The sequence below is a fragment of the Microbacterium sp. USHLN186 genome (assembly GCF_037145155.1).
GTDB lineage: Bacteria > Actinomycetota > Actinomycetes > Actinomycetales > Microbacteriaceae > Microbacterium.
The window spans coordinates 207,023-230,632 of the sequence record NZ_JBBCYA010000003.1 but is presented as its reverse complement, the minus strand read 5'-3'; the positions used below and the strand labels follow the sequence as shown (position 1 = coordinate 230,632).

Annotated in this window: 20 protein-coding genes and 1 riboswitch; of the genes, 11 read left to right on the top strand and 9 right to left on the bottom strand. The window is 70.5% G+C overall.

Translation table 11 applies throughout. The features are described 5' to 3' along the window. The first annotated feature begins 42 nt into the window (after positions 1-42). Positions 43-1,758 (top strand): thiamine pyrophosphate-binding protein, encoded by a 1,716-nt coding sequence (locus WFG93_RS08500; protein ID WP_336645901.1) that lies wholly within the window; start codon positions 43-45, stop codon positions 1,756-1,758. 34 nt (positions 1,759-1,792) lie between these two features. On the opposite strand, the gene WFG93_RS08495 is transcribed toward WFG93_RS08500, so the two are convergent. The 5 genes from WFG93_RS08495 to WFG93_RS08475 all read right to left on the bottom strand — a co-directional run bounded on the left by WFG93_RS08495 (position 1,793) and on the right by WFG93_RS08475 (position 7,462). Then, a complete protein-coding gene (locus tag WFG93_RS08495) occupies positions 1,793-2,422 on the bottom strand; it encodes a response regulator transcription factor (protein WP_336646058.1) in 630 nt (209 codons plus the stop codon). Between the two features lie 5 nt (positions 2,423-2,427). Continuing rightward, positions 2,428-3,549 carry a sensor histidine kinase gene (locus tag WFG93_RS08490; RefSeq protein WP_336645900.1) on the bottom strand — a complete coding sequence of 374 codons (1,122 nt, stop codon included), beginning with the start codon at positions 3,547-3,549 and terminating at the stop codon, positions 2,428-2,430. Positions 3,550-3,624: 75 nt separating this feature from the next. Then, complete coding sequence (locus WFG93_RS08485) at positions 3,625-4,404, bottom strand: ABC transporter permease (protein WP_336645899.1); 780 nt, start codon at positions 4,402-4,404, stop codon at positions 3,625-3,627. 1 nt (position 4,405) lies between these two features. Beyond that, on the bottom strand, positions 4,406-5,395 hold the full coding sequence (locus WFG93_RS08480) for an ABC transporter ATP-binding protein (protein ID WP_336645898.1): 990 nt from the start codon (positions 5,393-5,395) through the stop codon (positions 4,406-4,408). 210 nt (positions 5,396-5,605) lie between these two features. Further along, complete coding sequence (locus tag WFG93_RS08475; RefSeq protein WP_336646057.1) at positions 5,606-7,462, bottom strand: FAD-dependent monooxygenase; 1,857 nt, start codon at positions 7,460-7,462, stop codon at positions 5,606-5,608. Positions 7,463-7,565: 103 nt separating this feature from the next. On the opposite strand from WFG93_RS08475, the gene WFG93_RS08470 reads away from it, so the two are divergent. Further along, entirely contained in the window at positions 7,566-8,255 is a 690-nt protein-coding gene (locus WFG93_RS08470) for an IclR family transcriptional regulator (RefSeq protein WP_336645897.1), read from the top strand. 24 nt (positions 8,256-8,279) lie between these two features. On the opposite strand, the gene WFG93_RS08465 is transcribed toward WFG93_RS08470, so the two are convergent. Further along, positions 8,280-9,686 (bottom strand): MFS transporter, encoded by a 1,407-nt coding sequence (locus tag WFG93_RS08465; RefSeq protein ID WP_336645896.1) that lies wholly within the window; start codon positions 9,684-9,686, stop codon positions 8,280-8,282. A 142-nt stretch (positions 9,687-9,828) separates the two neighbouring features. Between WFG93_RS08465 and WFG93_RS08460 the strand changes: the two genes are divergently transcribed. The 7 genes from WFG93_RS08460 (at position 9,829) to WFG93_RS08430 (ending at position 17,672) form a co-directional block, all read left to right on the top strand. Next, entirely contained in the window at positions 9,829-11,355 is a 1,527-nt protein-coding gene (locus WFG93_RS08460; RefSeq protein ID WP_336645895.1) for a fumarylacetoacetate hydrolase family protein, read from the top strand. After that, on the top strand, positions 11,352-12,032 hold the full coding sequence (locus WFG93_RS08455) for a GntR family transcriptional regulator (RefSeq protein WP_336645894.1): 681 nt from the start codon (positions 11,352-11,354) through the stop codon (positions 12,030-12,032). Before WFG93_RS08460 ends, WFG93_RS08455 begins: the two co-directional genes overlap by 4 nt. Then, positions 12,032-13,570 carry a 5-carboxymethyl-2-hydroxymuconate semialdehyde dehydrogenase gene (gene hpaE / locus WFG93_RS08450; RefSeq protein WP_336645893.1) on the top strand — a complete coding sequence of 513 codons (1,539 nt, stop codon included), beginning with the start codon at positions 12,032-12,034 and terminating at the stop codon, positions 13,568-13,570. Before WFG93_RS08455 ends, hpaE begins: the two co-directional genes overlap by 1 nt. A gap of 128 nt (positions 13,571-13,698) precedes the next feature. Continuing rightward, entirely contained in the window at positions 13,699-14,865 is a 1,167-nt protein-coding gene (hpaD, locus tag WFG93_RS08445; protein WP_336645892.1) for a 3,4-dihydroxyphenylacetate 2,3-dioxygenase, read from the top strand. Between the two features lie 2 nt (positions 14,866-14,867). Beyond that, positions 14,868-15,650, top strand: a complete 783-nt coding sequence (locus WFG93_RS08440; protein ID WP_336646056.1) for a 2-keto-4-pentenoate hydratase — start codon at positions 14,868-14,870, stop codon at positions 15,648-15,650. Further along, positions 15,635-16,438: an aldolase/citrate lyase family protein gene (locus tag WFG93_RS08435; RefSeq protein ID WP_336645891.1), complete on the top strand. Its 804-nt coding sequence runs from the start codon at positions 15,635-15,637 to the stop codon at positions 16,436-16,438. The genes WFG93_RS08440 and WFG93_RS08435 overlap by 16 nt, the downstream gene beginning before the upstream one ends. Positions 16,439-16,445: 7 nt before the next feature. Further along, on the top strand, positions 16,446-17,672 hold the full coding sequence (locus WFG93_RS08430) for an MFS transporter (RefSeq protein WP_336645890.1): 1,227 nt from the start codon (positions 16,446-16,448) through the stop codon (positions 17,670-17,672). Positions 17,673-17,682: 10 nt separating this feature from the next. Here WFG93_RS08430 and WFG93_RS08425 read toward each other — a convergent pair whose 3' ends face one another. Beyond that, the gene (locus WFG93_RS08425; protein WP_336645889.1) at positions 17,683-19,047 is read right to left on the bottom strand and encodes a short-chain fatty acid transporter; all 1,365 of its coding nucleotides are present in this window, start codon (positions 19,045-19,047) and stop codon (positions 17,683-17,685) included. Positions 19,048-19,141: 94 nt separating this feature from the next. Here WFG93_RS08425 and WFG93_RS08420 point away from each other — a divergent pair, with 94 nt between their 5' ends. Next, a complete protein-coding gene (locus WFG93_RS08420) occupies positions 19,142-19,864 on the top strand; it encodes a DUF6882 domain-containing protein (RefSeq protein WP_336645888.1) in 723 nt (240 codons plus the stop codon). 39 nt (positions 19,865-19,903) lie between these two features. Here the strand turns inward: WFG93_RS08420 and WFG93_RS08415 are convergent, their stop codons facing one another. Further along, on the bottom strand, positions 19,904-20,791 hold the full coding sequence (locus WFG93_RS08415) for a bifunctional methylenetetrahydrofolate dehydrogenase/methenyltetrahydrofolate cyclohydrolase (RefSeq protein ID WP_336645887.1): 888 nt from the start codon (positions 20,789-20,791) through the stop codon (positions 19,904-19,906). Positions 20,792-20,900: 109 nt separating this feature from the next. Further along, positions 20,901-22,175: a serine hydroxymethyltransferase gene (gene glyA / locus WFG93_RS08410; RefSeq protein ID WP_336645886.1), complete on the bottom strand. Its 1,275-nt coding sequence runs from the start codon at positions 22,173-22,175 to the stop codon at positions 20,901-20,903. Between the two features lie 36 nt (positions 22,176-22,211). Beyond that, a riboswitch (ZMP/ZTP riboswitch) is annotated at positions 22,212-22,294 on the bottom strand. 125 nt (positions 22,295-22,419) lie between these two features. Between glyA and nagA the strand changes: the two genes are divergently transcribed. Next, entirely contained in the window at positions 22,420-23,595 is a 1,176-nt protein-coding gene (gene nagA, locus WFG93_RS08405) for an N-acetylglucosamine-6-phosphate deacetylase (protein ID WP_336645885.1), read from the top strand. Positions 23,596-23,610 lie beyond the last annotated feature (15 nt).

The following is a 23,610-nucleotide window of genomic DNA, read 5'->3' as shown; positions in this document are numbered from 1 at the left end:
ACATACGGATCCCTCCGTTCCCTGTCTGAAAGGCGCTTCCGCATGCCCTCCGTCTCCGCTCATGTCGCCCACACCCTCGCGCAGCACATCGACCACGTGTTCGGGGTGATGGGCAACGGCAACGCGTACTTCCTCGATGCTCTCGAGACGCAGACGGATGCCGTGTTCACGGCGGTGCGCCACGAGCAGGGCGCCGTCGTCGCCGCGGACGCTCATTTCCGGGCATCGGGCCGCATCGCCGCTGCGACCTCGACCTATGGCGCGGGGTTCACGAATACGCTCACGGCCCTTGCGGAGGCGGTGCAGGCGCACGTGCCGCTCGTGCTGGTCGTCGGCGACGAGCCCACCTCCGGGCCGCGCCCCTGGGATGTCGATCAGATCGCGATGGCATCCGCTGTCGGGGCTCGCACGTACACCACTGGTCGCACCGACGCCGCCGCGACCACGGTCATCGCGATCGAGCACGCGCTGACGTATCGGGTGCCGGTGGTGCTCGCGATCCCCTATGACGTCGCCGCGCTCGAGGCCGGATCGGTACCGGCGGCACCCGCGCCACGCCTGCCCGTTCCGCTCGCGCCGCGCGGCGAGTTCGCCGAGGGGATGCTGGATGAGATCGCGGACGCACTGCGCACAGCGAAGCGGCCCTTCCTGCTGGCCGGTCGCGGTGCATGGCTCTCGGGCGCGGGTGCGGCGCTGGGAGCGCTGGCCGAGGCGACCGGCGCGCTGACGGCATCCACCGCGCTCGGCCGCGGGATCTTCCCCGACACCCGCTACGACCTCGGCGTGACCGGCGGCTTCGGGGCCGAGGGCGCGATGGAGCTGATCCGCGACGCCGACGTGGCGGTCGTGTTCGGCGCCTCACTCAACCAGTTCACGATGCGTTTCGGCGCGCTGTTCGCGCCGGGGACCCGCGTCTTCCAGATCGACGTCACGCCGGCCGCCACCCATGCCCATGTGGGCGGGTTCGTGCGCGCGGATGCGCGTCTCGCCGCCGAGGCGCTGGTCTCGCGGATGCAGAACTCCGGAGAACCGGGCGCGAACGACGCCGACACGCCGTCGGACCGGCCCGTCGATGGCGAGAACTCCGGAGTTCCGAGCAGTCCGTGGCGGGAGAGCGTCGACGTGGCATCCGCCCGCGCCTACGACTCCGGCGACGACATCGCCCGCGACGGCCGCCTCGACCCGCGCTCGGCGGCCCGGCGCCTCGCCGAAATGCTGCCCGAGGACCGCGTGGTCGTCTCGGACGGCGGGCACTTCATCGGCTGGGCGAACATGTACTGGCCCGTGGCCGCGCCCGATCGCATGATGATGGTCGGCACCGCGTTCCAGTCCATCGGTCAGGGCTGGCCAAGCGTCGTCGGTGCGAGCCGCGCCCGGCCTGAGCAGACCATCGTGCTCACCTCCGGCGACGGCGGTGGGCTGATGGCGATCGCCGACCTGGAGTCCGCAGTGCGCGCGGCGGCCGGCCGAGGTGTCGCCGTGATCTGGAATGACGCCGCCTACGGTGCCGAGGTCAACCTGTACGGCCTGAAGGGTCTGGCCGAGGCGCCGATGCTCATCCCCGAGGTCGACTTCGCCGCCTTCGCGGCGGCGGTCGGCGCTGAGGGCGTCGTGGTGCGCACCCTCGACGATCTCGAGCGGCTGCGCGCCTGGGCGGTGGAGCCGGTCTCGCAGCGGAGCTTCCTGGTGCTGGACTTGCGCATCTCGGGCAAGGTCATCGCGCCGTACCAGGAGGAGATCATCCGCGTGAACTCCTGATCCGGCGTCGTCGGCACCGGCTGCGATCGACGGCTCAGATCCAGCCCTTGTCCTGCGCGATGCGCACCGCTTGCGCACGGTTGCGCGCACCGGTCTTGCCGATCGCCGCCGAGAGGTGGTTGCGCACCGTGCCCGCTGACAGGAACACCTCGGATGCCACCGCCGCCGCGGATCTGCCGTCGGCAGCCAGCCGCAGCACCTGCCGCTCCCGATCGCTGAGCGGGTTCGCGCCCTCGAACAGGCTCTTCTCGGCGAGCGCCGGATCGAGCACGCGCAGTCCGGCGTGCGTGCGACGCACGGCGTCGGCGAGCTGCTCGGCGGGGGCGTCCTTCACCATGAATCCGCTGGCGCCGGCATCCAGCGCGTCGCGCAGGTAGCCGGGCCGGGCGAACGTCGTCACGATCAGCACCCGGGTGGCCGGGCTCGCCGCGCGCAGACGACGGGTGGCCTCGATGCCGTCGATCCCGGGCATCTGGATGTCCATCAGGCAGACGTCCGGTGTGAGGGCGGCCGCCAGTTCCAGCGCCTCCTCGCCGTCTGCGGCGGCGCCGACCACCTCGATGTCGGGTTCCAGCTCGAGCAGGGCGGCGAGTGCGCCGCGCACGAGTGCCTGGTCGTCGGCGACGAGCAGCCGGATGCCGGCACCCGGCGCGCCGGACGGCATCCGAGTCACCACCGCACCTCCACCCGCGTGCCCGCCCCCGCGGCCGGACCGATGCCGAACACCGCCCCGGCGGCCGCAGCGCGCTCACGCATGCCGCGGATGCCGCTGCCCTCCGACACCGCGGTCTCGCCGCCATCGAGTCCGCGGCCGTCGTCCTCGATGACGAGCCGCCCCGGCGCCACCGTCACCCGCGCCCGCCGTGCGGCACTGTGCCGCAGCACGTTGGTGGTGGACTCGCGCAGAATCCAGCTTGCCGTCAGCGCCTGGGCGGGTGAGAGCGCGTCAGACGCGCCCTCGACCTGCAGCGCGACTCCCCCGGCGGCCAGCGCCTCGCCGCTGCGCGCCAGCTGCTCGTCGAGGGTGGCGCTGCGCGCGCCCGCGACGGTGGCGCGGGCCGCGTCGAGCGCCTCGCCGGTCAGGGCGGTGATGGCAGCGAGCTCGGCCTTCGCCCGCTCGGGATCGGCGTCGACCAGCCGCGCGGCGAGCTGGGACTTCAGCTGCACGACCGTGAGCGAGTGCCCGATGAGGTCGTGCACATCGCGCGCGAGCGCCTCGCGCCCCTCGCTCGTGGCGAGCTCGATCCCCAGACGCTCGGCCTGCGCCGAGCGGATGATCAGCCACGTCGACACGGTGTTGACCACGCCCAGCAGCGTCACCACCACCAGCAGCGCGAAGTACGATGTGCCGCCGGGCAGCAGGAAGATGCAGGCGGCCGTGATCAGCACCGCGGTGACCGAGGTGATCCAATGCGCTGCCCGGGTGAGCCCGTACGAGGCGAACGACATGATGAACGGCAGGAAGCTCAGCGCGATCGGGCCCTCCGCAGGCACCGACAGCCCGGCGCACACGACGAGGACGGCGAAGAAGGTCCACTGTCCGGGTACCGGTGGCGAGCCGAGGCCGCCGCCGCCGCGACTGCCGCGCACGAAGCCGATGACGTACATCGCCGCGAACACGATCAGCGCCACCCACCCGGTCGCGATCCACCCCTGCGCAGCGCCGGAGCGCAGCAGGGCGATCACCGGGTACGCCAGGAAGATCATCCAGACGACCGCCATGAGCCAGCCGTAGCGATCCCAGTGCGAGGACACGGCGAGACGCTCGATCTGTCCCGGATGCGCAGTCATGACTCCAACCTACTGATCCGCCGCGTCGCGCTCATGGCCGCACCGCTGCCCATCGCCGCCGCTCACCGCCGCCGCTCACCGCCGCCGGCGCGAACGCCGCGCCCCGGCCAGCACCAGCACGGCGAACACTGCCAGCCAGACGACGATGTTCAGCAGCACGGCCCACAGCGGGTCGGTCTGCCCGGTGGTCAGAGTGCCGTCGGTGAGCGGCCAGCGGCTGAGCGCGACGAAACCGTACAGCGGGGTCAGGCGGGCGAGGTCGAGCATGACGCCGTCCAGCGGCATGAACACGTTGCCGAAGAAGGCGAAGAACGTCATCGAGATCGACGCGAGCGCGGCAGAGGAATCGGCGTTGAAGAACAGCCCGACGCCCAGCCCGTACAGTCCGAACATGGTGCCGGTGAGCAGGATGATGCCCGCCACCGCAGCCCAGCGCCAGCTCTCTTCGGCCTGGGCACCGGTGAGCAGGCCGGCGGTGAATACGGCGAACAGGGCCAGCACAGCGAACCCGAGTGCGGTGAGCAGCTTGATCAGGGCGTATCCGGCCGTGCTCAGCGGGGTCATCGCCAGCTGGCGTCCCCAGCCCTGCTGCGCCTCGGCGGCGGCCAGCGAGGTGAGCGAGCTCATCGCGACCGCCGTGCCGTAGGCGGCCATCGACGCCATCACGTAGAACGACACGTTGCCGTTGCCGGCCGAGAGGTCGGCATAGTCGGCGGACGCACCGAACAGCAGGTACATCACGACCGGCATGGCGAGGGTGAAGGCGAGCGTGTAGGGGTTGCGCAGCTGCCGAAGGCCCTCGAGGCGCAGCATCGTGAGCGAGAGGCGCTTGCGCGCGGTTGTGGCGATGGTCATCTCAGTCCTCCGTGAGAGCGGTGAAGGCGGTCTCGAGCGTGGGCGCGGCGATCTCCAGGTCGCGGCAACCGGCGGCCAGCAGCGCCGCGGCGACGGCATCCGAATCCAGCGCGCGCAGCGTGAGCCGCGCCGCATCCACACGCAGCTCGCTGACATCCGCCCGCATGCGCAACCCCCGCACGATGCCGTCGGCACCGCCGCCGGGAAGGGTCGCCGCCACCCGCCGCGCGCCGAGACCGGCTCGCAGCTGTGCGGTCGGGGCGTCGGCGACGATGCGTCCGCGGTGCATCACCACCGTGCGGCGGGCGAACTGCTCGGCCTCCTCGAGGTAGTGGGTGGCGAAGACGATGGTGCGCCCGGCATCGGCATCCGCGCGCATCACATCCCAGAAGCGACGGCGCGCGGTGACGTCCATGCCCGCGGTCGGCTCGTCGAGCACGAGGATGCCGGGATCGGCGACCAGGGCGAGCGCGAACTTCACGCGCTGCTGCTCGCCGCCTGAGCACTTCGCCACCCGACGGCGCGCGAGCGCGGTGAGATCGGCCTGTGCCAGGGCGGACGGGATCCGGGCGACCGCCGCCGCTCCATGCAGCGAGGCGATGAGGTGCACGGTCTCGCCGACGGTGAGATCGCCCAGCAGACCGCCGGTCTGCAGCACCGCCGCGATCGCTCCGCCCCGTGCCGCGCGGGCGGGTGGCATGCCCTGCACTCGCACGGTGCCCTCGCTGGGGACGCTGAGGCCGAGCAGCATGTCGAGCGTGGTGGTCTTGCCGGCGCCGTTGGGTCCGAGCAGCGCGACCACCTCGCCGCGGCGGATGGTGAGATCGAGGCCGTCCACTGCGCGCACGCGCTGCGCGCCCGAGCCGAAGTGGCGCCGGACGCCGCGCAGCTCGATCGCGATCGGGTGCGTGGAGGCGGTTCGGGTCGTCTCAGCATGCGACGTGTGGACGACCGGCGGGGGGCCGGGTGAGGTCGTGGTGGCGGTGAGCATGCCTCCAGCGTGGCCGCTCAGCGCAACGGCATCCGGAGGGCAGTGTCACGACCTCGGCGTGACACGTGTCATGCGCGGCGTCGGAACCGGCGCTGCGCGATCACCGGAGAACGCACGGAACGCAGGAGCCGATGCGAGATCGGCTCCTGCGTTCCGGGTGGGCTCCTGCGTTCCGGGTGGACGGGAACGGATGCCGGCGTGAGGCGAGCCTCAGGATGCCGGCAGCAGTGCCCCTTCGAAGAACGCCGCCAGCTCGTCGACGCCGTCCAGCGGCAGGATCGCCGCCACATACTGGTCCGGACGCACCACGACGACCACACCGTCGCGCGAGAGCTCACGCGCCTCGAAGATGTCGGTCGCATTCCACTTGCTGGGTGCGGACGCGTGGAGCTTCTCCCAGTCGGTGAGCCCGAGCGGCCCGGTCTTCGGGGCGAACAGCTGCGGAGCCGCGGTCACCTCCGCGTCCTCGTACGAGCCCTGGTGAATGCCCTTCACGTCGAAGACCGCGTCGACGTCGGCATCCGCTGGCGTGAAGCGGGCGAAGACCTCCGCCGCCTGCGCTGCCCACGCGTTCAGCCGCTCGCCGGAGGCGTCACCGAACGCGTACACCCGCCACCGCCCGTCGGCGCGGGCGTGATGGCCGAGATGCACGACGTTGCCGTCGCAGACGCGGGTGACCTCGGCCGACTTGAAGCGCTTGCCGAGCGGGAAGCCGGCGGCGAGGTTCTGGTGTGCGTCGGAGCCGGTGATCATCGACGACGTGTACTGCGTCATGAACCCCGATGGGAACTCGGCGGTGCCCAGGTAGAAGGTGGCAAGCTCCTGCGGGTCGGAGATCTCCTCGGGCTTGCGTGCCATCAGACTCGACCACTCCCGGTCGAAATCGATCAGCTGCTGCGCGACCGGCTTGCGCTCGGCGCCGTAGGTGGCCAGCAGCGCCTCCGGGCTGCGTCCGGTGAGCACGGATCCGAGCTTCCAGCCGAGGTTGAAGCCGTCCTGCATCGACACGTTCATGCCCTGACCGGCCTTCGCACTGTGCGTGTGGCAGGCGTCGCCGGTGAGGAAGACGCGCGGCGTGCGGCCGGACCCGTCGATGACGTCGTCGAACCCGTCGGTCACGCGGTGGCCGACCTCGTAGACGCTGTGCCAGGCGACGTCCTTCACGTCGATCGAGTACGGGTGCAGGATCTCGTTCGCCCGGCGGATGATCTCCTCGATCGGCGTCTGCCGCACGCGGTGATCGTCATCGGCGGCGACCGCGCCGAGGTCGATGTACATCCGGCTGAGGTAGCCGCCCTCGCGAGGGATGTGCAGGATGTTGCCCGCCTCGGCGTTGATGGCGCACTTGGTCCGCCAGTCGGGGAAGTCGGTGTTCACCAGCACGTCCATGACGCCCCACGCGTGCGCGGAGATGTCGCCGACGTGCTTGCGGCCGATGGCCGTGCGCACCCCGCTGCGCGCACCATCGCATCCGACGACGTACTTCGCGCGGACCGTGCGCTCCCCGCCCGCGTCCTTCACCCGCACCTCGACGGGGTACTCGCCCTCGTCGTGCACGGTGAGCCCTGCGAACTCGATGCCGTAATCGGGCACGATGCGGCCCGGCCCGTCTGCGGCGGCCTCGGCGAAGTAGTCCAGCACGCGTGCCTGGTTGACGATGAGATGCGGGAACTCGCAGATGTCGTAGGCATAGTCCGCGGTGCGCGCGGTGCGGATGATGTTCTGCCGGTTCTCGGGGTCGGGCCCCCAGAAGTTCATCCATCCGATGTTGTACGCCTCGGCCATGATCCGCTCAGCGAACCCGAACGCCTGAAAGGTCTCCACGCTGCGGGGCTGGATGCCGTCGGCCTGGCCGAGCACGAGGCGGCCGTCGCGCTTCTCGATGAGGCGCGTGTTCACCTCCGGGTACTGCGACATCTGGGCGGCCAGCAGCATCCCGGCAGGGCCGGAGCCGACGATGAGCACGTCCATCTCGTCGGGCAGCTCGGTGGAGCGGTCGAGGCCCAGGCCGGCTGCGGGCTGCACCCGGGGGTCTCGCGACACGTAGCCGTGGTGGTGGAACTGCATCGTCATTGATTCCCTTCTGTGTTCTATATTCGAACACAGCGTTCTACTATTGAACAGATCGTATACGAAGCATTGCTGTGCCACAAGAGATCAGGAGCCACAGATGACTGCCGCCCCCGCCTCGCAGACGCTCAGCCGCGGCATCCGGATCCTCGAGATCCTCGCGGACGGACCGCTGTCGATCGACGACCTGGCCGCGCGCCTGGAGGTGCACCGCTCCGTCGCCTACCGCCTGCTGCGCACCCTCGAAGATCATCGGCTCGTCGCTCGCGACGCCTCCGGCCTCGCCGCCCTCGGCCCGCGGATGGCCGCCCTCGCCGCCGGGGTCGCGCACGATCTGCAGGCCGAGGCCCTGCCCGAGCTGACCGCGGTCGCCAACGAGCTGGGCCTCACCGCGTTCCTCGCGGTGCTGGACGGCGACGAGGTGATCACACTGACCAGCGTCGAGCCGCGTCATACCGTCGCGAATGTCGCCCAGCGGCCCGGCACCCGGCATCCGGTCAGCTCCGGCGCACCGGGAAAGGCGATCCTCGCGCAGCTGCGCGAGCACGACCGGCCCGAGCTCGACCCCGACCTGCGCGCCGAGGTCGCGCAGGTGAGAGAGGGCGGCTACGCGCTCAGCCACGACGAGGTCATCCCCAACCTGAGATCGGTCGCCGTGCCGCTGCCGCTGCGCGGGGCGCGCCCGGCGGCCCTCGCCGTCGTGCACGTCGCGTCGCGGTTCTCGGATGCCGAGATCGCCGCGCGACTGCAGCGCTCGGCCGCCGTCATCCGCGAGGCTCTCGGGGGATGACGGCGGCCGGCGCGGCGAGCGGTGTCAGGCCTTCGTCAGGCCGTGGATCGGGCTCTTCGCCTGCTCGGCCTCGTGCTCGGGCCCGAGCGGGATGCCGCTGCGGTCGCGCAGCAGCAGCGTCGCGATCAGACCGATCGCGGTCATGCCGGCCAGGTACCAGGTGATGCCCATGGTCTCGCCGGTCGCCTGGAAGATCGCCTGCGCGATCAGCGGCGAGAACGCACCGCCGAGGATCGCCCCGATCGCGTACGAGATCGACACGCCGGAGAAGCGGATGGACGCGGGGAAGAGCTCGGCGTACAGCGCCGCCTGCGGGCCGTAGGTCAGGCCGAGCCCGATCGTGAGCACGACGAGGGCGACGGCGAGCGACGCCACGGTGCCGATGTTCGTGAGCGGGAAGAGCAGGAACACGCCCACCAGCTGCAGCAGCCATCCCGCGATGTAGGTGTTGCGCCGGCCGATGCGGTCGCTGATCCAGCCGGCGAACCAGGTGGAGATCAGCCAGGTCACACCCGAGAGCGCGACCACCCAGAACACCGCCGAGGTGTCGAGCTCGATCGGCCCGGGGGTGGCCGTGGCGTAGCGCTGCATGTAGCCGCCGGTGGTCATGTAGCCCACGGCGTTGTTGCCGGCGAACACGAGCGCGGCGATCAGCACCAGCGGCGCGTGGTGACGCAGCAGCTGCACGATCGGCATCCGGGTCTCCTCCTTGCGCTCGGCGATCTCGGCGAACACCGGGCTCTCCGAGACGCGGCGACGCACCCAGTAGCCGACGCCGATCAGCAGGATCGACAGCAGGAACGGCACGCGCCAGCCCCACTCGAGGAATGCGTCGCCTGGCGCGATCTGCGCCATCAGCGCGAGCATCATCGAGGCCAGCAGCAGGCCGATCGGCACGCCGATCTGCGGCGACGCGCCGAACAGGCCGCGCTTGTGCCGCGGCGCGTGCTCGACCGCCATCAGCACGGCGCCGCCCCACTCGCCGCCCGCGGAGATGCCCTGCAGCACGCGCAGCACGATCAGCAGGATGGGCGCCCACACGCCGATCGCAGCGTGCGTGGGCAGCACGCCGACCAGCGTGGTGGCGGCCCCCATGACGAGCAGGGTGATGACGAGCATCGGGCGGCGCCCGATCCGGTCGCCGAAGTGGCCGGCGAGGAATGCGCCCAGTGGCCGGAAGAGGAAGCTCACGCCGACGGTGAAGAACGCGACGATCTGCGCGAACTCCTTGCCCATCGGCTCGAAGAACAGCGCGGCGAACACCGTCGCGGCCGCGAACGCGTAGATGAAGAAGTCGTACCACTCGACCGTGGTGCCGACGACGGTGGCGAACACGACGCGGCGGCGGTCGTCGTGGCTTGCGATGGTCCCGGTGGGGGTGAAGCCCGGTTGGGCGGCTGAGGCCCGGGAACGGCCTGGCTGATCGCTCATGATGCTCCTTCTGACGACTCTGTCGGGGGTGGAATCGGATGCTTGCCACCCGCAGCAGGATCATATACGATTTCGAATACGACGCACAAGGGACGCCGGCAGCCGGCGCTTCCCTCGTGTGAAACCGGCAAGGAGGCGCCCTATGACCGAGCTCGCACGCCCCGGCAAGATCATCGCGATCCACCTGAACTACGTCTCCCGCGCGGACCAGCGCGGACGGCGCCCGGTCGCCCCCTCCTACTTCTTCAAGCCGGCCAGCTCCCTCGCCGGCACCGACGGGGTCGTCGAGCGTCCCGCGGGCACCGAGCTGCTCGCCTTCGAGGGTGAGATCGCGCTGATCATCGGCGCACCCGCGCGTCGGGTGGCGGTCGAGCAGGCGTGGGCGCACGTGGCATCCATCACCGCGGCCAACGACCTCGGCCTCTACGACCTGCGTGCCAACGACAAGGGCTCGAACGTGCGGTCCAAGGGCGGCGACGGCTACACGCCGCTCGGACCCGAGCTCATCGACGCGTCTCGGGTGGACCCCGCGGCGCTGCGGGTACGTGCCTGGGTCAACGGCGAGCTCGCCCAGGACGACACCACCGCCGGCCTGCTTTTCCCACTTCCCCAGCTCGTCGCCGACCTGTCGCAGCACTTCACCCTCGAGACCGGCGACGTCATCCTCACCGGGACGCCGGCCGGCTCGAGCGTGATCGTGCCGGGCGATGTCGTCGAGATCGAGGTGGACGCCCCGGATGCCGAGGGTGCGCCGTCTTCGGGGCGCCTGCGCACGACCGTCATCCAGGGCCAGGTGCCCTTCGACCCCGCACTGGGCTCGCTGCCCGGCGTCGACGACCTGCAGCGCGCCGAGGCCTGGGGATCTCGCGCCCTGGCCGGCCTCCCCCCGGAAGAGGGGTCAAAAAATGCCGCATCCAGCCCCGCCCACCCGACACTTTCTGACCCCTCTTCGGAAGGGCAGGGGGAAGTGGGTCTGTCCGACGAGCTGCGCAGCAAGCTGATGGCGGCGCCGACCGCCGGGTTGTCCAGCCAGCTTCGCAAGCGCGGCCTGCACTCCTGCTTCATCGACGGGCTCTCGGCGAACCTGCCCGGCGCCAAGATCGTCGGCACCGCCAAGACCCTGCGCTTCGTCCCCGCCCGCGAGGACCTGTTCAAGAGCCACGGCGGCGGGTACAACGCCCAGAAGCGCGCCTTCGACGCCGTCGGCGAGGGAGAGATCATCGTGATCGAGGCGCGCGGGGATGCCAGCACCGGCACCCTCGGCGACATCCTCGCCCTGCGCGCGAAGACCCGTGGCGCGGCCGGCGTCGTCACCGACGGCGGCGTGCGCGACTACGACGCCGTCGCCGAGATCGGCTTGCCGGTCTTCTCCCAGGGCGCGCACCCGTCCGTGCTCGGCCGGCGGCACGTGCCGTGGGAGTTCGATGTGACCATCGGATGCGGCGGCGCGACCGTGCAGCCCGGCGACGTCATCGTCGGCGACGGCGACGGCGTCATCGTGATCCCGGTCGGCCTGGCCGAGGAGGTCGCCGACGCGGCGCTTGCGCAGGAGGACGAGGACGCGTGGATCGCCGAGCAGGTCGCGGCCGGGCATCCGGTCGACGGGCTGTTCCCGATGAACGCCGAATGGCGTGCGCGCTACGACGCCCGGCCCGGAGCACGAGGATGACCACCGTGGTGCGCGAGAGCAGCAAATCCGAGCAGGCCTACAGCTGGCTGCGCGGACGCATCGCCTCGCACGCCTACGTACCCGGCTACCGCCTGGTGCTCGGCGCGATCGCGCGCGAGCTGCACATGAGCGTCGTGCCGGTGCGCGAGGCCATCCGCCGGCTCGAGGCCGAGGGCCTGGTCACCTATGAGCGCAACGTCGGTGCGCACGTCTCGCTCATGGACGAGGACGAGTACGCGCACACCATGCAGACCCTGGGGCTGGTGGAGGGCTCGGCCACCGCGCTGTCCGCTCCCCTGCTCGACGCCGAGACGCTCGATCGCGCCGAGCGCATCAACGAGCGGATGCGACAGCTGCTCGACCACTTCGACGCGCATCGCTTCACCCAGCTCAACCAGCAGTTCCACGCCGTGCTGTTCGAGCCGTGCCCCAACCCGCACATCCTGGACCTCGTGCACCGCGGCTGGGGCCGGCTCTCCGGCATCCGCGACTCCACCTTCGCCTTCGTGCCCGGGCGCGCCCGGCATTCGGTGGAGGAGCACGCCCAGATCCTGCAGCTGATCCGCGACGGCGCCGAACCGCTCGCGATCGAGCTGGCAGCCCGAGACCATCGCTGGCGCACCCTGGACGCGTTCCTGGCTGCCCGGCATCCCCACCCCCGCGAAGAAGGACGATGATGACCGACGTCTACACCCCCGCCGACCTGCCCGAGAAGATCCAGCACTACATCGACGGCGAGTTCGTCGACTCGACCGACGGCGACACGTTCGAGGTGCTCAACCCCGTCACCAACGAGACCTACGTGCGCGCCGCGGCCGGCAAGAAGGCCGACATCGAGCGCGCCGTCGCCGCTGCCAAGCGCGCGTTCGAAGAGGGCCCGTGGCCCCGGATGCTGCCGCGCGAGCGCTCCCGCGTGCTGCACCGCATCGCCGACATCGTCGAGTCGCGTGATGCCCGACTGGCCGAGCTGGAGTCGTTCGACTCCGGCCTGCCCATCACTCAGGCCCTGGGGCAGGCGCGACGTGCGGCCGAGAACTTCCGCTTCTTCGCCGACCTCATCGTCGCGCAAGCCGACGACGCCTTCAAGGTGCCGGGCAAGCAGATGAACTACGTCAACCGCAAGCCGATCGGCGTGGCCGGACTCATCACCCCGTGGAACACCCCGTTCATGCTCGAGTCGTGGAAGCTCGGCCCCGCCCTCGCCACGGGAAACACCGTCGTGCTCAAGCCCGCCGAGTTCACCCCGCTGTCGGCGTCGCTGTGGGCCGGCATCTTCGAAGAGGCCGGGCTGCCGAAGGGCGTGTTCAACCTCGTCAACGGCCTCGGCGAAGACGCCGGCGACGCGCTGGTCAAGCACCCCGACGTGCCGCTCATCTCCTTCACCGGTGAGAGCAGCACCGGGCAGCTGATCTTCCGCAACGCCGCTCCGTTCCTCAAGGGCCTGTCGATGGAGCTGGGCGGCAAGAGCCCCGCCGTGGTCTTCGCCGACGCGGACCTCGACGTCGCCATCGACGCCTGCATCTTCGGTGTCTTCTCGCTGAACGGCGAGCGCTGCACGGCCGGCTCGCGCATCCTCGTCGAGCGCTCGATCTACGACGAGTTCGTCGAGCGCTACGCCGCGCAGGCCACGCGCATCCGCGTGGGGTATCCGCATGACCCCGACACCGAGGTCGGCGCGCTCGTGCACCCCGAGCACTACGCCAAGGTGATGAGCTACGTCGAGATCGGCAGGGACGAGGCGCGCCTGGTCGCCGGCGGCGGGCGCCCGGACGGCTTCGAGACGGGCAACTTCGTCGTACCGACGGTCTTCGCCGACGTCTCCCCCGACGCCCGCATCTTCCAGGAGGAGATCTTCGGCCCGGTCGTCGCGATCACGCCCTTCGACACCGAGGAGGAGGCCCTCGCCCTGGCGAACAACACCGCCTACGGCCTGGCCGCCTACGTGTGGACGAACGACCTGCGCCGCGGGCACAACTTCGCCGGCGCGGTCGAGGCCGGCATGGTGTGGCTGAACTCCAACAACGTGCGCGACCTGCGCACCCCGTTCGGCGGCGTGAAGGCATCCGGTCTCGGGCACGAGGGCGGCTACCGGTCGATCGACTTCTACACCGACCAGCAGAGCGTGCACATCACGCTCGGGGCCCCGCACAATCCCACCTTCGGCAAGCAGCAGGATCACGGGGCCACCGACCTCGACGACCCGGACCCCCGCTGACCCCGCCCCTCCCCACCCCCGCTTCTCGCTCCGGTATGAGTTCGTGCCGCTGGAAACCTGATCAGGCGGCACCAACTGATACCGGAGCGGGGGGCGGTTCGAAGAAATTGACAAGCAAGGACGCTGAGATGACCAACCGCGACGACATGACCCTCACCTCCTCGGGCTACTACGTGAGCGCCGAGGCCCCGATCCAGGCCGAGAACCCGGTCGCCACCCCGCAGGCCTCGCCCCCCGACATCCTGCGCTGCGCGTACATGGAGCTCGTCGTCACCGACCTCGCCGCCTCCCGGCAGTTCTACGTGGACGTGCTCGGACTGTACGTCACCGAGGAGGACGACGAGGCGATCTACCTGCGCTCGACCGAGGAGTTCATCCACCACAACCTCGTGCTGCGCAAGGGCCCGGTGGCCGCCGTCGCGGCCTTCTCGTACCGCGTGCGCTCTGCCGCCGACCTCGACAAGGCCGTCGCGTTCTACACCGAGCTCGGCTGCGACGTGCGCCGCGAGGCCGGCGGCTTCGTGAAGGGCATCGGCGACTCCGTGCGCGTGGTCGACCCGCTCGGCTTCCCGTACGAGTTCTTCTTCGAGACCACCCACGTCGAGCGCCTCTCCTGGCGCTACGACCTGCACACCCCCGGCGAGCTCGTGCGCCTGGACCACTTCAACCAGGTCACCCCGGACGTCCCGCGCGCCGTGCGCCACTACCAGGACCTCGGCTTCCGCGTCACCGAGGACATCCAGGACGAGCAGGGCACCGTCTACGCCGCGTGGATGCGCCGCAAGCCCACCGTGCACGACACCGCCGCGACCGGCGGCGACGGCCCGCGCATGCATCACGTCGCGTTCGCCACGCACGAGAAGCACAACATCCTCGCCATCTGCGACAAGCTCGGCGCGCTGCGCAGGTCGGATGCCATCGAGCGCGGCCCGGGCCGCCACGGCGTGAGCAACGCCTTCTACCTGTACCTGCGCGATCCCGACGGCCACCGCGTGGAGATCTACACGCAGGACTACTACACCGGCGACCCCGACAACCCCGTCGTCACGTGGGACGTGCACGACAACCAGCGCCGCGACTGGTGGGGCAACCCCGTCGTGCCGTCGTGGTACACCGATGCCAGCCTCGTGCTCGACCTGGACGGCAACCCGCAGCCGGTCATCGCGCGCACCGACCGCAGCGAGATGGCGGTCACGATCGGCGCGGACGGCTTCTCGTACACCCGTCCCGAGGAGGGCGAGAAGTCGATGCCGGAGTGGAAGCAGGGCGAGTACAAGCTCGGACACCAGCTGTGACCCTGCCCGCCGAGACGATCGCCGCGCTGGCGGCCGAGCTCGCCGACGCCGAGCGGACGCGCACCGTGATGCCGCGCATCACCGCGCGGTATCCGGATGCCACGGTCGAGGACTCCTATGCGATTCAGGGTGTGTGGCGCGACTCGCAGATCGCCGCCGGGCGCCGGCTGGTGGGGCGCAAGATCGGCCTCACCTCCAAGGCGATGCAGCAGGCGACCGGCATCAGCGAGCCCGACTACGGCGTGATGTTCGACGACACCGTCTACCGCTCGGGCGCCGAGATCCCCGTCGAGCGCTTCTCGAACGTGCGCATCGAGGTCGAACTGGCGTTCGTGCTGAAGACGCCCCTGGAAGGGCCGGACTGCACGCTCGACGACGCGCTCGCGGCGATCGACTACGCTGTGCCGGCACTGGAGGTGCTCAACTCGCACATCGAGCTGGAGGGGCGCACGATCGTCGACACCATCAGCGACAACGCCGCCTACGGTGCGATGGTGCTCGGCGACGTGCACCTGCGCCCGGACGAGATCGACCTGCGCTGGGTGCCAGGGGTGCTGTCGAAGAACGGCGAGATCGAGGAGACCGGCGTCGCGGCCGGCGTGCTCGGTCACCCGGCGACGGGCGTGGCATGGCTGGCGAACAAGTTCCACCAGCACGGCGCACGGCTGGAGGCGGGCGAGATCATCCTGGCAGGATCGTTCACACGACCCATGTGGGTCGAGCGCGGCGACGAGGTGCTGTGCGACTACCGCGAGATGGGAACCATCGCATGCCGCTTCGTCTAGAGCCCACCTTCCGCGACGCGCTCGCCCGCGCCGACCGCCCCCTGGTGGGAATGTGGCTGAGCACCGGCACGACGCTGAACGCGGAGATCTGCGCCGGCTCGGGTGTGGACTGGCTGCTGATCGACATGGAGCACGGCCCGAACACCGTCGTCACCGTGCAGCAGCAACTGCAGGTGATCGCGGCGTATCGCGTGCCGACCGTGGTGCGCGTGCCGGTGAACGACCCCGTCATCATAAAGCAGGTGCTCGACACGGGCGCGCAGAACCTGCTCGTGCCGATGGTCGGCTCGGCTGCGCAGGCGCAGGCGGCGGTGGCCGCCGTGCGCTACCCGCCCGAGGGCGTGCGCGGCGTCGGCTCGGGGCTGGCCCGCAGCGGCCGGTGGGGCCGCGTGAGCGGTTACGTGCCGAACGCGTCCGAGACCGTGTCGCTGCTCGTGCAGATCGAATCGGCGGATGCTGTCGCCGCAGCAGCCGACATCGCGGCAGTCGACGGTGTCGACGGCGTGCTGGTCGGCCCGGCCGACCTCGCCGCCTCCATGGGCGTGCCCGGTCAGCAGTCGCACCCCGACGTGCTCGACGCCGTGCACCGGGTGTTCACCGCGGTGACGGATGCCGGCAAGAAGGTCGGCGTGAACGCCTTCGACCCGGCCGGCGCGGGCGCCTACCTCGCCGCCGGCGCGCATTTCCTCTCCGCCGGGGCGGATGTCACGATCCTCGCTCGGGGTGCCGAGGCGCTTGCGGCGCGGTTCATCCCGGCATCCGGGGCCGACGACACCGACACGTACTGACGCTGTCATGAGCCGCGCCCTCGGTGCGCTGCAGGATCCCGGTTTCCGGTGGTTCTTCCTTGCCCGCACCATCACCATGATCGGCGGATCGATGTCGTCGATCGCGCTCGCGTTCGCGGTGCTCGCCATCGACAACTCCCCCGCCGCGCTGGCCACTGTGCTGACGGTCTTCACGGTCGCCAACGTCGTCTTCCTCGTCTTCGGCGGCGTGGTCGCCGATCGGCTCCCGCGTGCAGCGGTGATCCAGAGCTGCTACGTGCTCGACATCCTGTCGGTCGGAGCGATGGTGGCCCTGCTGTTCAGCAGCAACGCGACCGTGCCGCTGCTCGCCGCGCTCTCGGCGGTCACCGGCGCGTCGACGGCGTTCGTGATGCCGGCGATGCAGGGCATCATCCCGCAGCTGACCACTCCTGCGCATCTGCAGCAGGCCAACGCCATGCTCTCGTTCGTGCGCTCGGCCACCACCATCGGCGGGCCCATCATCGCCGGCGTGCTCGTCGCCTCGGCGGGCCCCGCGTGGGCGATGTCGGTGCAGATCGTGGGCTGGCTCGTGGCCATCGTGCTGCTGGCGATGGTGCGCCTTCCCGCGCCGTCGCCGTCCGACGCGAGCTTCTTCCGGGACCTGCGCACCGGGTGGGGCGAGTTCTGGTCGCGCACGTGGATGTGGAGCATCTGCCTGGCGTTCATGCTGCTCAACGCCATCCACATCGGCGCGTGGGGTGTGGCTGGGCCGTTCATCGCCAAGAACGACCCGCGCCTGGGCATCGCCGGATGGGGCTGGGTGGTCAGCGCCGAAGGCGCCGGCATCCTGGTGATGACCCTGCTGCTGATGTGGCTGCCGCTGCGGCGTCCGCTGCGCTGGGGCATGCTCGCGGTGACCGCCCTGGCGATCCCGCTGACCATGCTCGGGCTGTACCCGCACGCGGCGCTGGTCGCCGTCGCGGCGTTCCTCGCGGGCGCCGGGGTGGAGATCTTCAACACCGGCTGGAACGTCACCGAGATGGAGCAGATCCCCGGCGACAAGCTCTCCCGCGTGGCCAGCTACGACATGCTCGCCAGCTTCGTCGCCATGCCGCTCGGGACGCTGGCGTTCGGATGGCTGATCGGGCGAGTCGACACGACCGCGCTGCTGGTCGGCTCGGCGATCGTCTACGCCGTGGTCGCGCTGGGCACCATGCTCATCCCCAGCGTGTGGCGGATGGGACGCGTCGAGGCGGCATCCGTCACCGCCTGATCGCGCAGACTCACAGGCTCACGAGCAGCAGTGCCGCCGCCATCACCACCCCGGAGCCGAGCAGCGTGACGAACGTGTACCCGAGGATGTCGCGCATCTTCAGTCCGGCGATCGCCAGGACCGGCAGGGCCCAGAACGGCTGGATCATGTTCGTCCACTGATCGCCGTAGGCGACCGCCATGATCGCGATCGACGGATCCACGCCCAGCTGGTTCGCCGCATCGAGCATGATCGGGCCCTGCACCGCGAACTGCCCGCCGCCCGAGGGGACGAAGAAGTTCACGATGCCGGCCGAGAGCAGCGCCAGCACGCCGAACGTGACGGGCGTCGCAATCGAGACGAACGCGTTCGAGAAGAGCGTGATGAGCCCCGAGGTCGACATGATGCCGAGGATGCCGGCGTACAGCGGGAACTGCAGCAGGATCTCGCCGACGTTCGACGCCGCGCGCTTGGTGAGGTGGATCAGCTCGAACGGGCTGCGCACGAGCAGGAGGATGAGCGCGAGGAACGACCAGTTCACGATGTCGAGCGTCAGCGTGCCGCCCTGGGCGAAGTGCACCACCAGGTAGGCCACCAGGCACAGGCCCAGCACGAGGGTGAGCACGCGGGAGGCGTCGATGCGGTCCGCGGGGGTCACGACCTCGTCATCCGCCTCGTCATCCACCTCCGCGCCCACGTGCACCGGCAGTTCGTAGACGGGGTCGCCGGAGCGCGGCCGGATGAGCAGGAACAGCAGCGCGCACACCACGATGACGCCGAGCGCCGCCAGCATGTTCCAGCTGGAGAAGATGGTCTGCGACACCGGCACGACCTCGCCGCCCAGGCTCTCGGCGAGGAACGAGTCGGGCGTCGCGGCCGTCAGCGGACCAGACCCGGAGTAGCCCATGTGCCACACCACGAAACCCGAGTATCCCGCCGCGACCAGCAGCGGGAAGTGCACCCGCATGCCGCGCTCACGCGCCTGCACGGCGATCTCGCGGGCGAGCAGCGTGCCCACGATCAGCCCCAGACCCCAGGTGATCAGGCTCGCAACGGCGGCGACGACGAACACGAACACGTACGCCGTCGCGGCGTTGTGCGGCACGCGAGCCAGTCCGCGCAGCAGACGCCGGACCGGTCGCGTGTTGGCGAGCATGTACCCCAGCAGCAGGATCAGTGACATCTGCGTCATGAACGCCAGCAGGCCGGCCAGCCCGTCGCCCCAGCCCTTCACGACGTCGACCGGGTTCGTCCGCGTCAGCGTCATCGCGAGCACCGCGACCACGAGGGTCAGCACGATCGCGAAGGTGAGCGCGGAGGGCACCCATCGCTCGAGAAAGCGGTTCACGGGGCGCATGATGCTGCGCTTCTCGGTCCGGGCCGGCGTGGTGTGCATGGCGGAGACTCCTTCGTTCCGGTGATGCTTCGACCATAGCGATCTCACGGCCGACGCTTTGGAGCCGCACAGCATCCACGGTCAGACTGGACGCATGACCTTCGAGACCCTGCGCGCGCTGGCCGATCGCGCGGCCCTGTTCACCGCCCTTCGTCAGGATCAGCTGCGCACCGCGACCGAGGCACTCGGAGAGCACCGCTGGGATGCCGACCTGGATGCCGGGACATTCACCTTCAGCGCCGTGGAGGATCCGAGCCGCACGGTGGTCGCGACGCCGCATCTGGTCGCGTCCATCGCCCCCGGTCCCCGATCGATGATGTGGTCGTGGGCACTGCCGCAGGGCGATCGCACCGGCATCACGGAGGCGCTGCGCGCCTATGGCGCCGAGCACGGCATCCGCGAGCTCACCGAGGGCGAGGTGGCCTTCCCCGAAGACATCGGCGATGACCTGTCCGTGTGGATGGACGACCTCGCGCGGGCGATCGGCGGCGCGGCCGTCGAGATCACCGGATTCTCGTCGTTCTACGCCGCCACTGTCGGCGAGGCGCGGGCGGTGCTGCTGCTGGAGGATCCGTTCACGTCGTTGACGGTGGCGGATGCCGCCGCGGCGCTGCCGCGCATCCTGTCCGGGCTCGCCCTCGCCGACGGGCGCGCCTCGGTGTGGGACCTCGCCCGCCTCGCCGGGTGGCAGCTGACCTGGACCGACGACGCGTTCTCGGCCGCGGAGGTGACGGATGCCAGCGGAACCGCGACCTTCGAGTTCGACGAGCACGCCCGCATCACCGGCATCCGGGGTCGACTCGGCGCGGACGCCTGAGTTCCTCGCGTCGGGGCAACCCGCGCGCTGATCTGACGCTCAGGCGGCGGGCAGAGCCCGCTCGGCCGCCTCGACGACGTTGGTCATGAGCAGCGCGACGGTCATCGGGCCGACACCGCCGGGGTTCGGCGAGATGAAGCCGGCGACCTCCGCGACATCAGGGTGCACGTCGCCGTAGACCTTCGACTTGCCGGTCTCAGGATCGTCCTCGCGGGTGACGCCCACGTCGAGCACGGCGGCTCCGGGCTTCACGTCCTCGGCGCGGATGAGGTGCTTGACCCCGGCGCCGGCGACGATCACGTCGGCCTGACGCAGATACGGCGACATGTCCGGGGTGCCGGTGTGCACCTGGGTGACCGTGGCGTTGATGGTGCGGCGGGTGAGCAGCAGCCCCATCGGGCGTCCGATCGTCACGCCCCGGCCCACCACGACGACGTGCTTGCCGGCGAGGTCGTAGTCGTTGCGCAGCAGCAGCTCGATCACGCCGCGGGGGGTGCAGGGCAACGGAGTGTGGATCGGACCGTTGACGTTCAGCACGAGCCGGCCCAGGTTGGTCGGATGCAGGCCGTCGGCGTCCTTGGCGGGGTCGATCCGCTCGAGGATCGCGTCGGTGTCGAGGTGCTTCGGCAGCGGCAGCTGCACGATGTAGCCGTGGCAGGTGTCGTCGGCGTTGAGCTCGTCGATCAGCGCCTCGACCTGCTGCTGCGTGGCGTCGGCCGGCAGCTCGCGCTGGATCGAGTTCATGCCGATCGCCTCGGACTGGCGGTGCTTCATGCCGACGTACAGCTGCGAGGCGGGGTCCGCTCCGACCAGCACGGTGGCGATGCCGGGGATGACGCCGCGTTCGCGCAGCGCAGCCACGCGCTCGCGCAGCTCTTCCTTGATCGCCGCCGCAGCGACCTTGCCGTCGAGGATCTTCGCGGTCATCACGGTCCTTTCACGCCCCTCCTCCCCCATGAGGGGTCAGAAAATGTCGCATGGGAGCGTTGCCACCCCGCACTTTTTGACCCCTCATGACAAGGGGAGGGGGGAGGGGTTACTGCTGGAGGGTCGGGTAGAGGGGGAAGGATGCCGCGAGCGCGTCCACCCGGGCGCGCAGCGCCTCGATGTCGGCGCCCGGCTGCAGCGCCAGGGCGATCACGTCGGCGACCTCGGTGAACTCCGCGTCGCCGAAGCCGCGCGTCGCGAGCGCCGGCGTGCCGATCCGCAGCCCGGAGGTGACCATCGGCGGACGCGGGTCGTTCGGCACCGCGTTGCGGTTCACCGTGATGTGGATCTCGTGCAGCAGGTCCTCGGCCTGCTTGCCGTCGATCTCGGCATCGCGCAGGTCGACGAGCACGAGGTGCACGTCGGTTCCGCCCGAGCGCACGGCCACGCCGGCGTCCTTCACGTCCTGCTGCGAGAGCCGCTCGGCGATGATCGACGCACCGCGCAGCACGCGCTCCTGGCGCTCCTTGAACTCCGGCGTGCCGGCGATCTTGAACGCGGTCGCCTTCGCGGCGATCACGTGCATGAGCGGTCCGCCCTGCTGACCGGGGAACACCGCGGAGTTGATCTTCTTCGCGATGTCGGCGTCGTTGGTGAGGATGAAGCCCGAACGGGGGCCGCCGATGGTCTTGTGCACGGTCGACGACACGACGTGCGCGTGCGGCACCGGGTTGGGGTGCACGCCCGCGGCCACCAGGCCGGCGAAGTGCGCCATGTCGACCCAGAGGAGCGCGCCGACCTCGTCGGCGATGGCGCGGAAGGCGGCGAAGTCGAGCGTGCGCGGATACGCCGACCAGCCGGCGATGATCACCTTCGGCTTGTGCTCGAGGGCGAGACGGCGCACCTCGTCCATGTCGATGGTCGAGGTCTCGGGGTCGACGCCGTACGCGACGATGTCGTACAGCCGGCCCGAGAAGTTGATCTTCATGCCGTGGGTGAGGTGCCCGCCCTGGTCGAGCGAGAGGCCGAGCAGCGTGTCGCCGGGGCGGGCGATGGCGTGCAGCACCGCCGCGTTGGCGGTCGCGCCGGAGTGCGGCTGCACGTTGGCGAACTCCGCGCCGAACAGCGCCTTCGCCCGCGAGATCGCGAGTTCCTCGGCGACGTCGACCTCTTCGCATCCGCCGTAGTAGCGCCGGCCCGGGTAGCCCTCGGCGTACTTGTTCGTGAGCACCGAGCCCTGCGACTGCAGCACCGACACGGGCACGAAGTTCTCGGAGGCGATCATCTCGAGGAAGGTCTGCTGGCGCTTCAGCTCGCGCTCGAGCACCTCGGCTATCTCGGGGTCGACCTCGGCGAGCGGGGCGTCGAAGTAGCGGTCGGTCATGACGGTCTCCTGTTCACACGGGAAATAGGGGTGTTCCTCATCGGCCCAGGCGCGCGGTCGATTTCTCTGAGGCCGCTCCCCGGTGGTGACCCACCCAGACGCCAGTCGCGACGCAAGAAGCTTACCGGATGGGTGGCGCCGCGACCGAGATCGAGGACGTCACATTCCGCTCACCGCGCGATAGGTTTTGTTCATCGTCCTTCCTCATCTTCCATCCCGCCGACGAGATCCCTGGAGCGCACAGATGACACCGACCACCGATCACCGCGGCTCGCGGGTCATCCACTCCGCCCGCATCGCCGACGGCGACGGCACGCTCGTCGACGGCGGATGGGTGCGCTTCGAGGACGGCCTGGTCGTCGCCCGTGGCACGGGCTCGGACTGGCAGCCCGCCGACGACGTGATCGACGCCGCCGCCGCGGCGGGGTCCGACGCGCTGCTGACCCCCGGGTTCATCGACATCCACGGCCACGGCGGCGCGGGTGCCGCCTACGACGACGGCGTCCAGGCCATCCGCGTCGGTCGTGAGATGCACCGTGCGCACGGCACGACGCGTGCGGTCATCTCGCTGGTGACCGCGACGATCGACGAGCTCGCCGCGCAGGTCGCGATGATCGCCGAGCTGAGCGAAGCGGATGCCGAGATCCTCGGCAGCCACCTGGAGGGTCCGTTCCTCGATCCCGGACACCACGGCGCGCACGAGCCCTCCCTGCTGCGCCACCCGCAGCCCGCCGACGTCGCCCGGCTGCTCGAGGCGGGGCGTGGCACCGTCCGCCAGGTCACGATCGCACCCGAGCTGCCTGGCGGGATGGAGGCGGTGCGGATGGTCGTCGCCGCCGGCGCGGCCGCCGCGGTGGGGCACACCGATGCCGACGCGGCCGTCGCCCGGCAGGCGTTCGAGGCGGGCGCCTCGATCCTCACGCACGCGTTCAACGCGATGAACGGCATCCATCACCGCGCGCCGGGTCCGGTGCTCATCGCCGCGGCCGACCACCAGGTGATCCTCGAGGGCATCGCCGACAACATCCACCTCGACCCGCACATCATCAAGCTGCTCTTCGACGTCGCCCCCGGCCGCGTGGCGCTGATCACGGATGCCATGGCCGCCGCCGGCAGCGCCGACGGCCATTACGACCTGGGGGCGGTGAAGGTGACGGTCACCGACGGCGTGGCGCGTGCCGACCACACGGGCTCGATCGCCGGATCGACCCTCACCCAGGACGTGGCGCTGCGGCGGGCGGTGGAGGCGGGCGTTCCTCTGGCCGAGGCCGTGCGCGCGCTGACGACGACGCCGGCGCGCGCCGTCGGGTACGAGCGCACGCTTGGCCTGCTGCAGCCGGGCTTCACGGCGGATGCGGTGCTGCTCGACGCCGCGCTCGCGGTGCAGGGCGTGTGGGTGGGCACCACCCCCCGGCGATGACCGGCGCGCCGCGGC

Excerpts from the sequence above, each read along its gene's own strand:
- WFG93_RS08500 (WP_336645901.1), top strand. The coding sequence starts at position 43 with ATGCCCTCCGTCTCCGCTCATGTCGCCCACACCCTCGCGCAGCACATC.
- WFG93_RS08495 (WP_336646058.1), bottom strand. The coding sequence starts at position 2,422 with ATGCCGTCCGGCGCGCCGGGTGCCGGCATCCGGCTGCTCGTCGCCGAC.
- WFG93_RS08490 (WP_336645900.1), bottom strand. The coding sequence starts at position 3,549 with ATGACTGCGCATCCGGGACAGATCGAGCGTCTCGCCGTGTCCTCGCAC.
- WFG93_RS08485 (WP_336645899.1), bottom strand. The coding sequence starts at position 4,404 with ATGACCATCGCCACAACCGCGCGCAAGCGCCTCTCGCTCACGATGCTG.
- WFG93_RS08480 (WP_336645898.1), bottom strand. The coding sequence starts at position 5,395 with ATGCTCACCGCCACCACGACCTCACCCGGCCCCCCGCCGGTCGTCCAC.
- WFG93_RS08475 (WP_336646057.1), bottom strand. The coding sequence starts at position 7,462 with ATGCAGTTCCACCACCACGGCTACGTGTCGCGAGACCCCCGGGTGCAG.
- WFG93_RS08470 (WP_336645897.1), top strand. The coding sequence starts at position 7,566 with ATGACTGCCGCCCCCGCCTCGCAGACGCTCAGCCGCGGCATCCGGATC.
- WFG93_RS08465 (WP_336645896.1), bottom strand. The coding sequence starts at position 9,686 with ATGAGCGATCAGCCAGGCCGTTCCCGGGCCTCAGCCGCCCAACCGGGC.
- WFG93_RS08460 (WP_336645895.1), top strand. The coding sequence starts at position 9,829 with ATGACCGAGCTCGCACGCCCCGGCAAGATCATCGCGATCCACCTGAAC.
- WFG93_RS08455 (WP_336645894.1), top strand. The coding sequence starts at position 11,352 with ATGACCACCGTGGTGCGCGAGAGCAGCAAATCCGAGCAGGCCTACAGC.
- hpaE (WP_336645893.1), top strand. The coding sequence starts at position 12,032 with ATGACCGACGTCTACACCCCCGCCGACCTGCCCGAGAAGATCCAGCAC.
- hpaD (WP_336645892.1), top strand. The coding sequence starts at position 13,699 with ATGACCAACCGCGACGACATGACCCTCACCTCCTCGGGCTACTACGTG.
- WFG93_RS08435 (WP_336645891.1), top strand. The coding sequence starts at position 15,635 with ATGCCGCTTCGTCTAGAGCCCACCTTCCGCGACGCGCTCGCCCGCGCC.
- WFG93_RS08430 (WP_336645890.1), top strand. The coding sequence starts at position 16,446 with ATGAGCCGCGCCCTCGGTGCGCTGCAGGATCCCGGTTTCCGGTGGTTC.
- WFG93_RS08425 (WP_336645889.1), bottom strand. The coding sequence starts at position 19,047 with ATGCACACCACGCCGGCCCGGACCGAGAAGCGCAGCATCATGCGCCCC.
- WFG93_RS08420 (WP_336645888.1), top strand. The coding sequence starts at position 19,142 with ATGACCTTCGAGACCCTGCGCGCGCTGGCCGATCGCGCGGCCCTGTTC.
- WFG93_RS08415 (WP_336645887.1), bottom strand. The coding sequence starts at position 20,791 with ATGACCGCGAAGATCCTCGACGGCAAGGTCGCTGCGGCGGCGATCAAG.
- glyA (WP_336645886.1), bottom strand. The coding sequence starts at position 22,175 with ATGACCGACCGCTACTTCGACGCCCCGCTCGCCGAGGTCGACCCCGAG.
- nagA (WP_336645885.1), top strand. The coding sequence starts at position 22,420 with ATGACACCGACCACCGATCACCGCGGCTCGCGGGTCATCCACTCCGCC.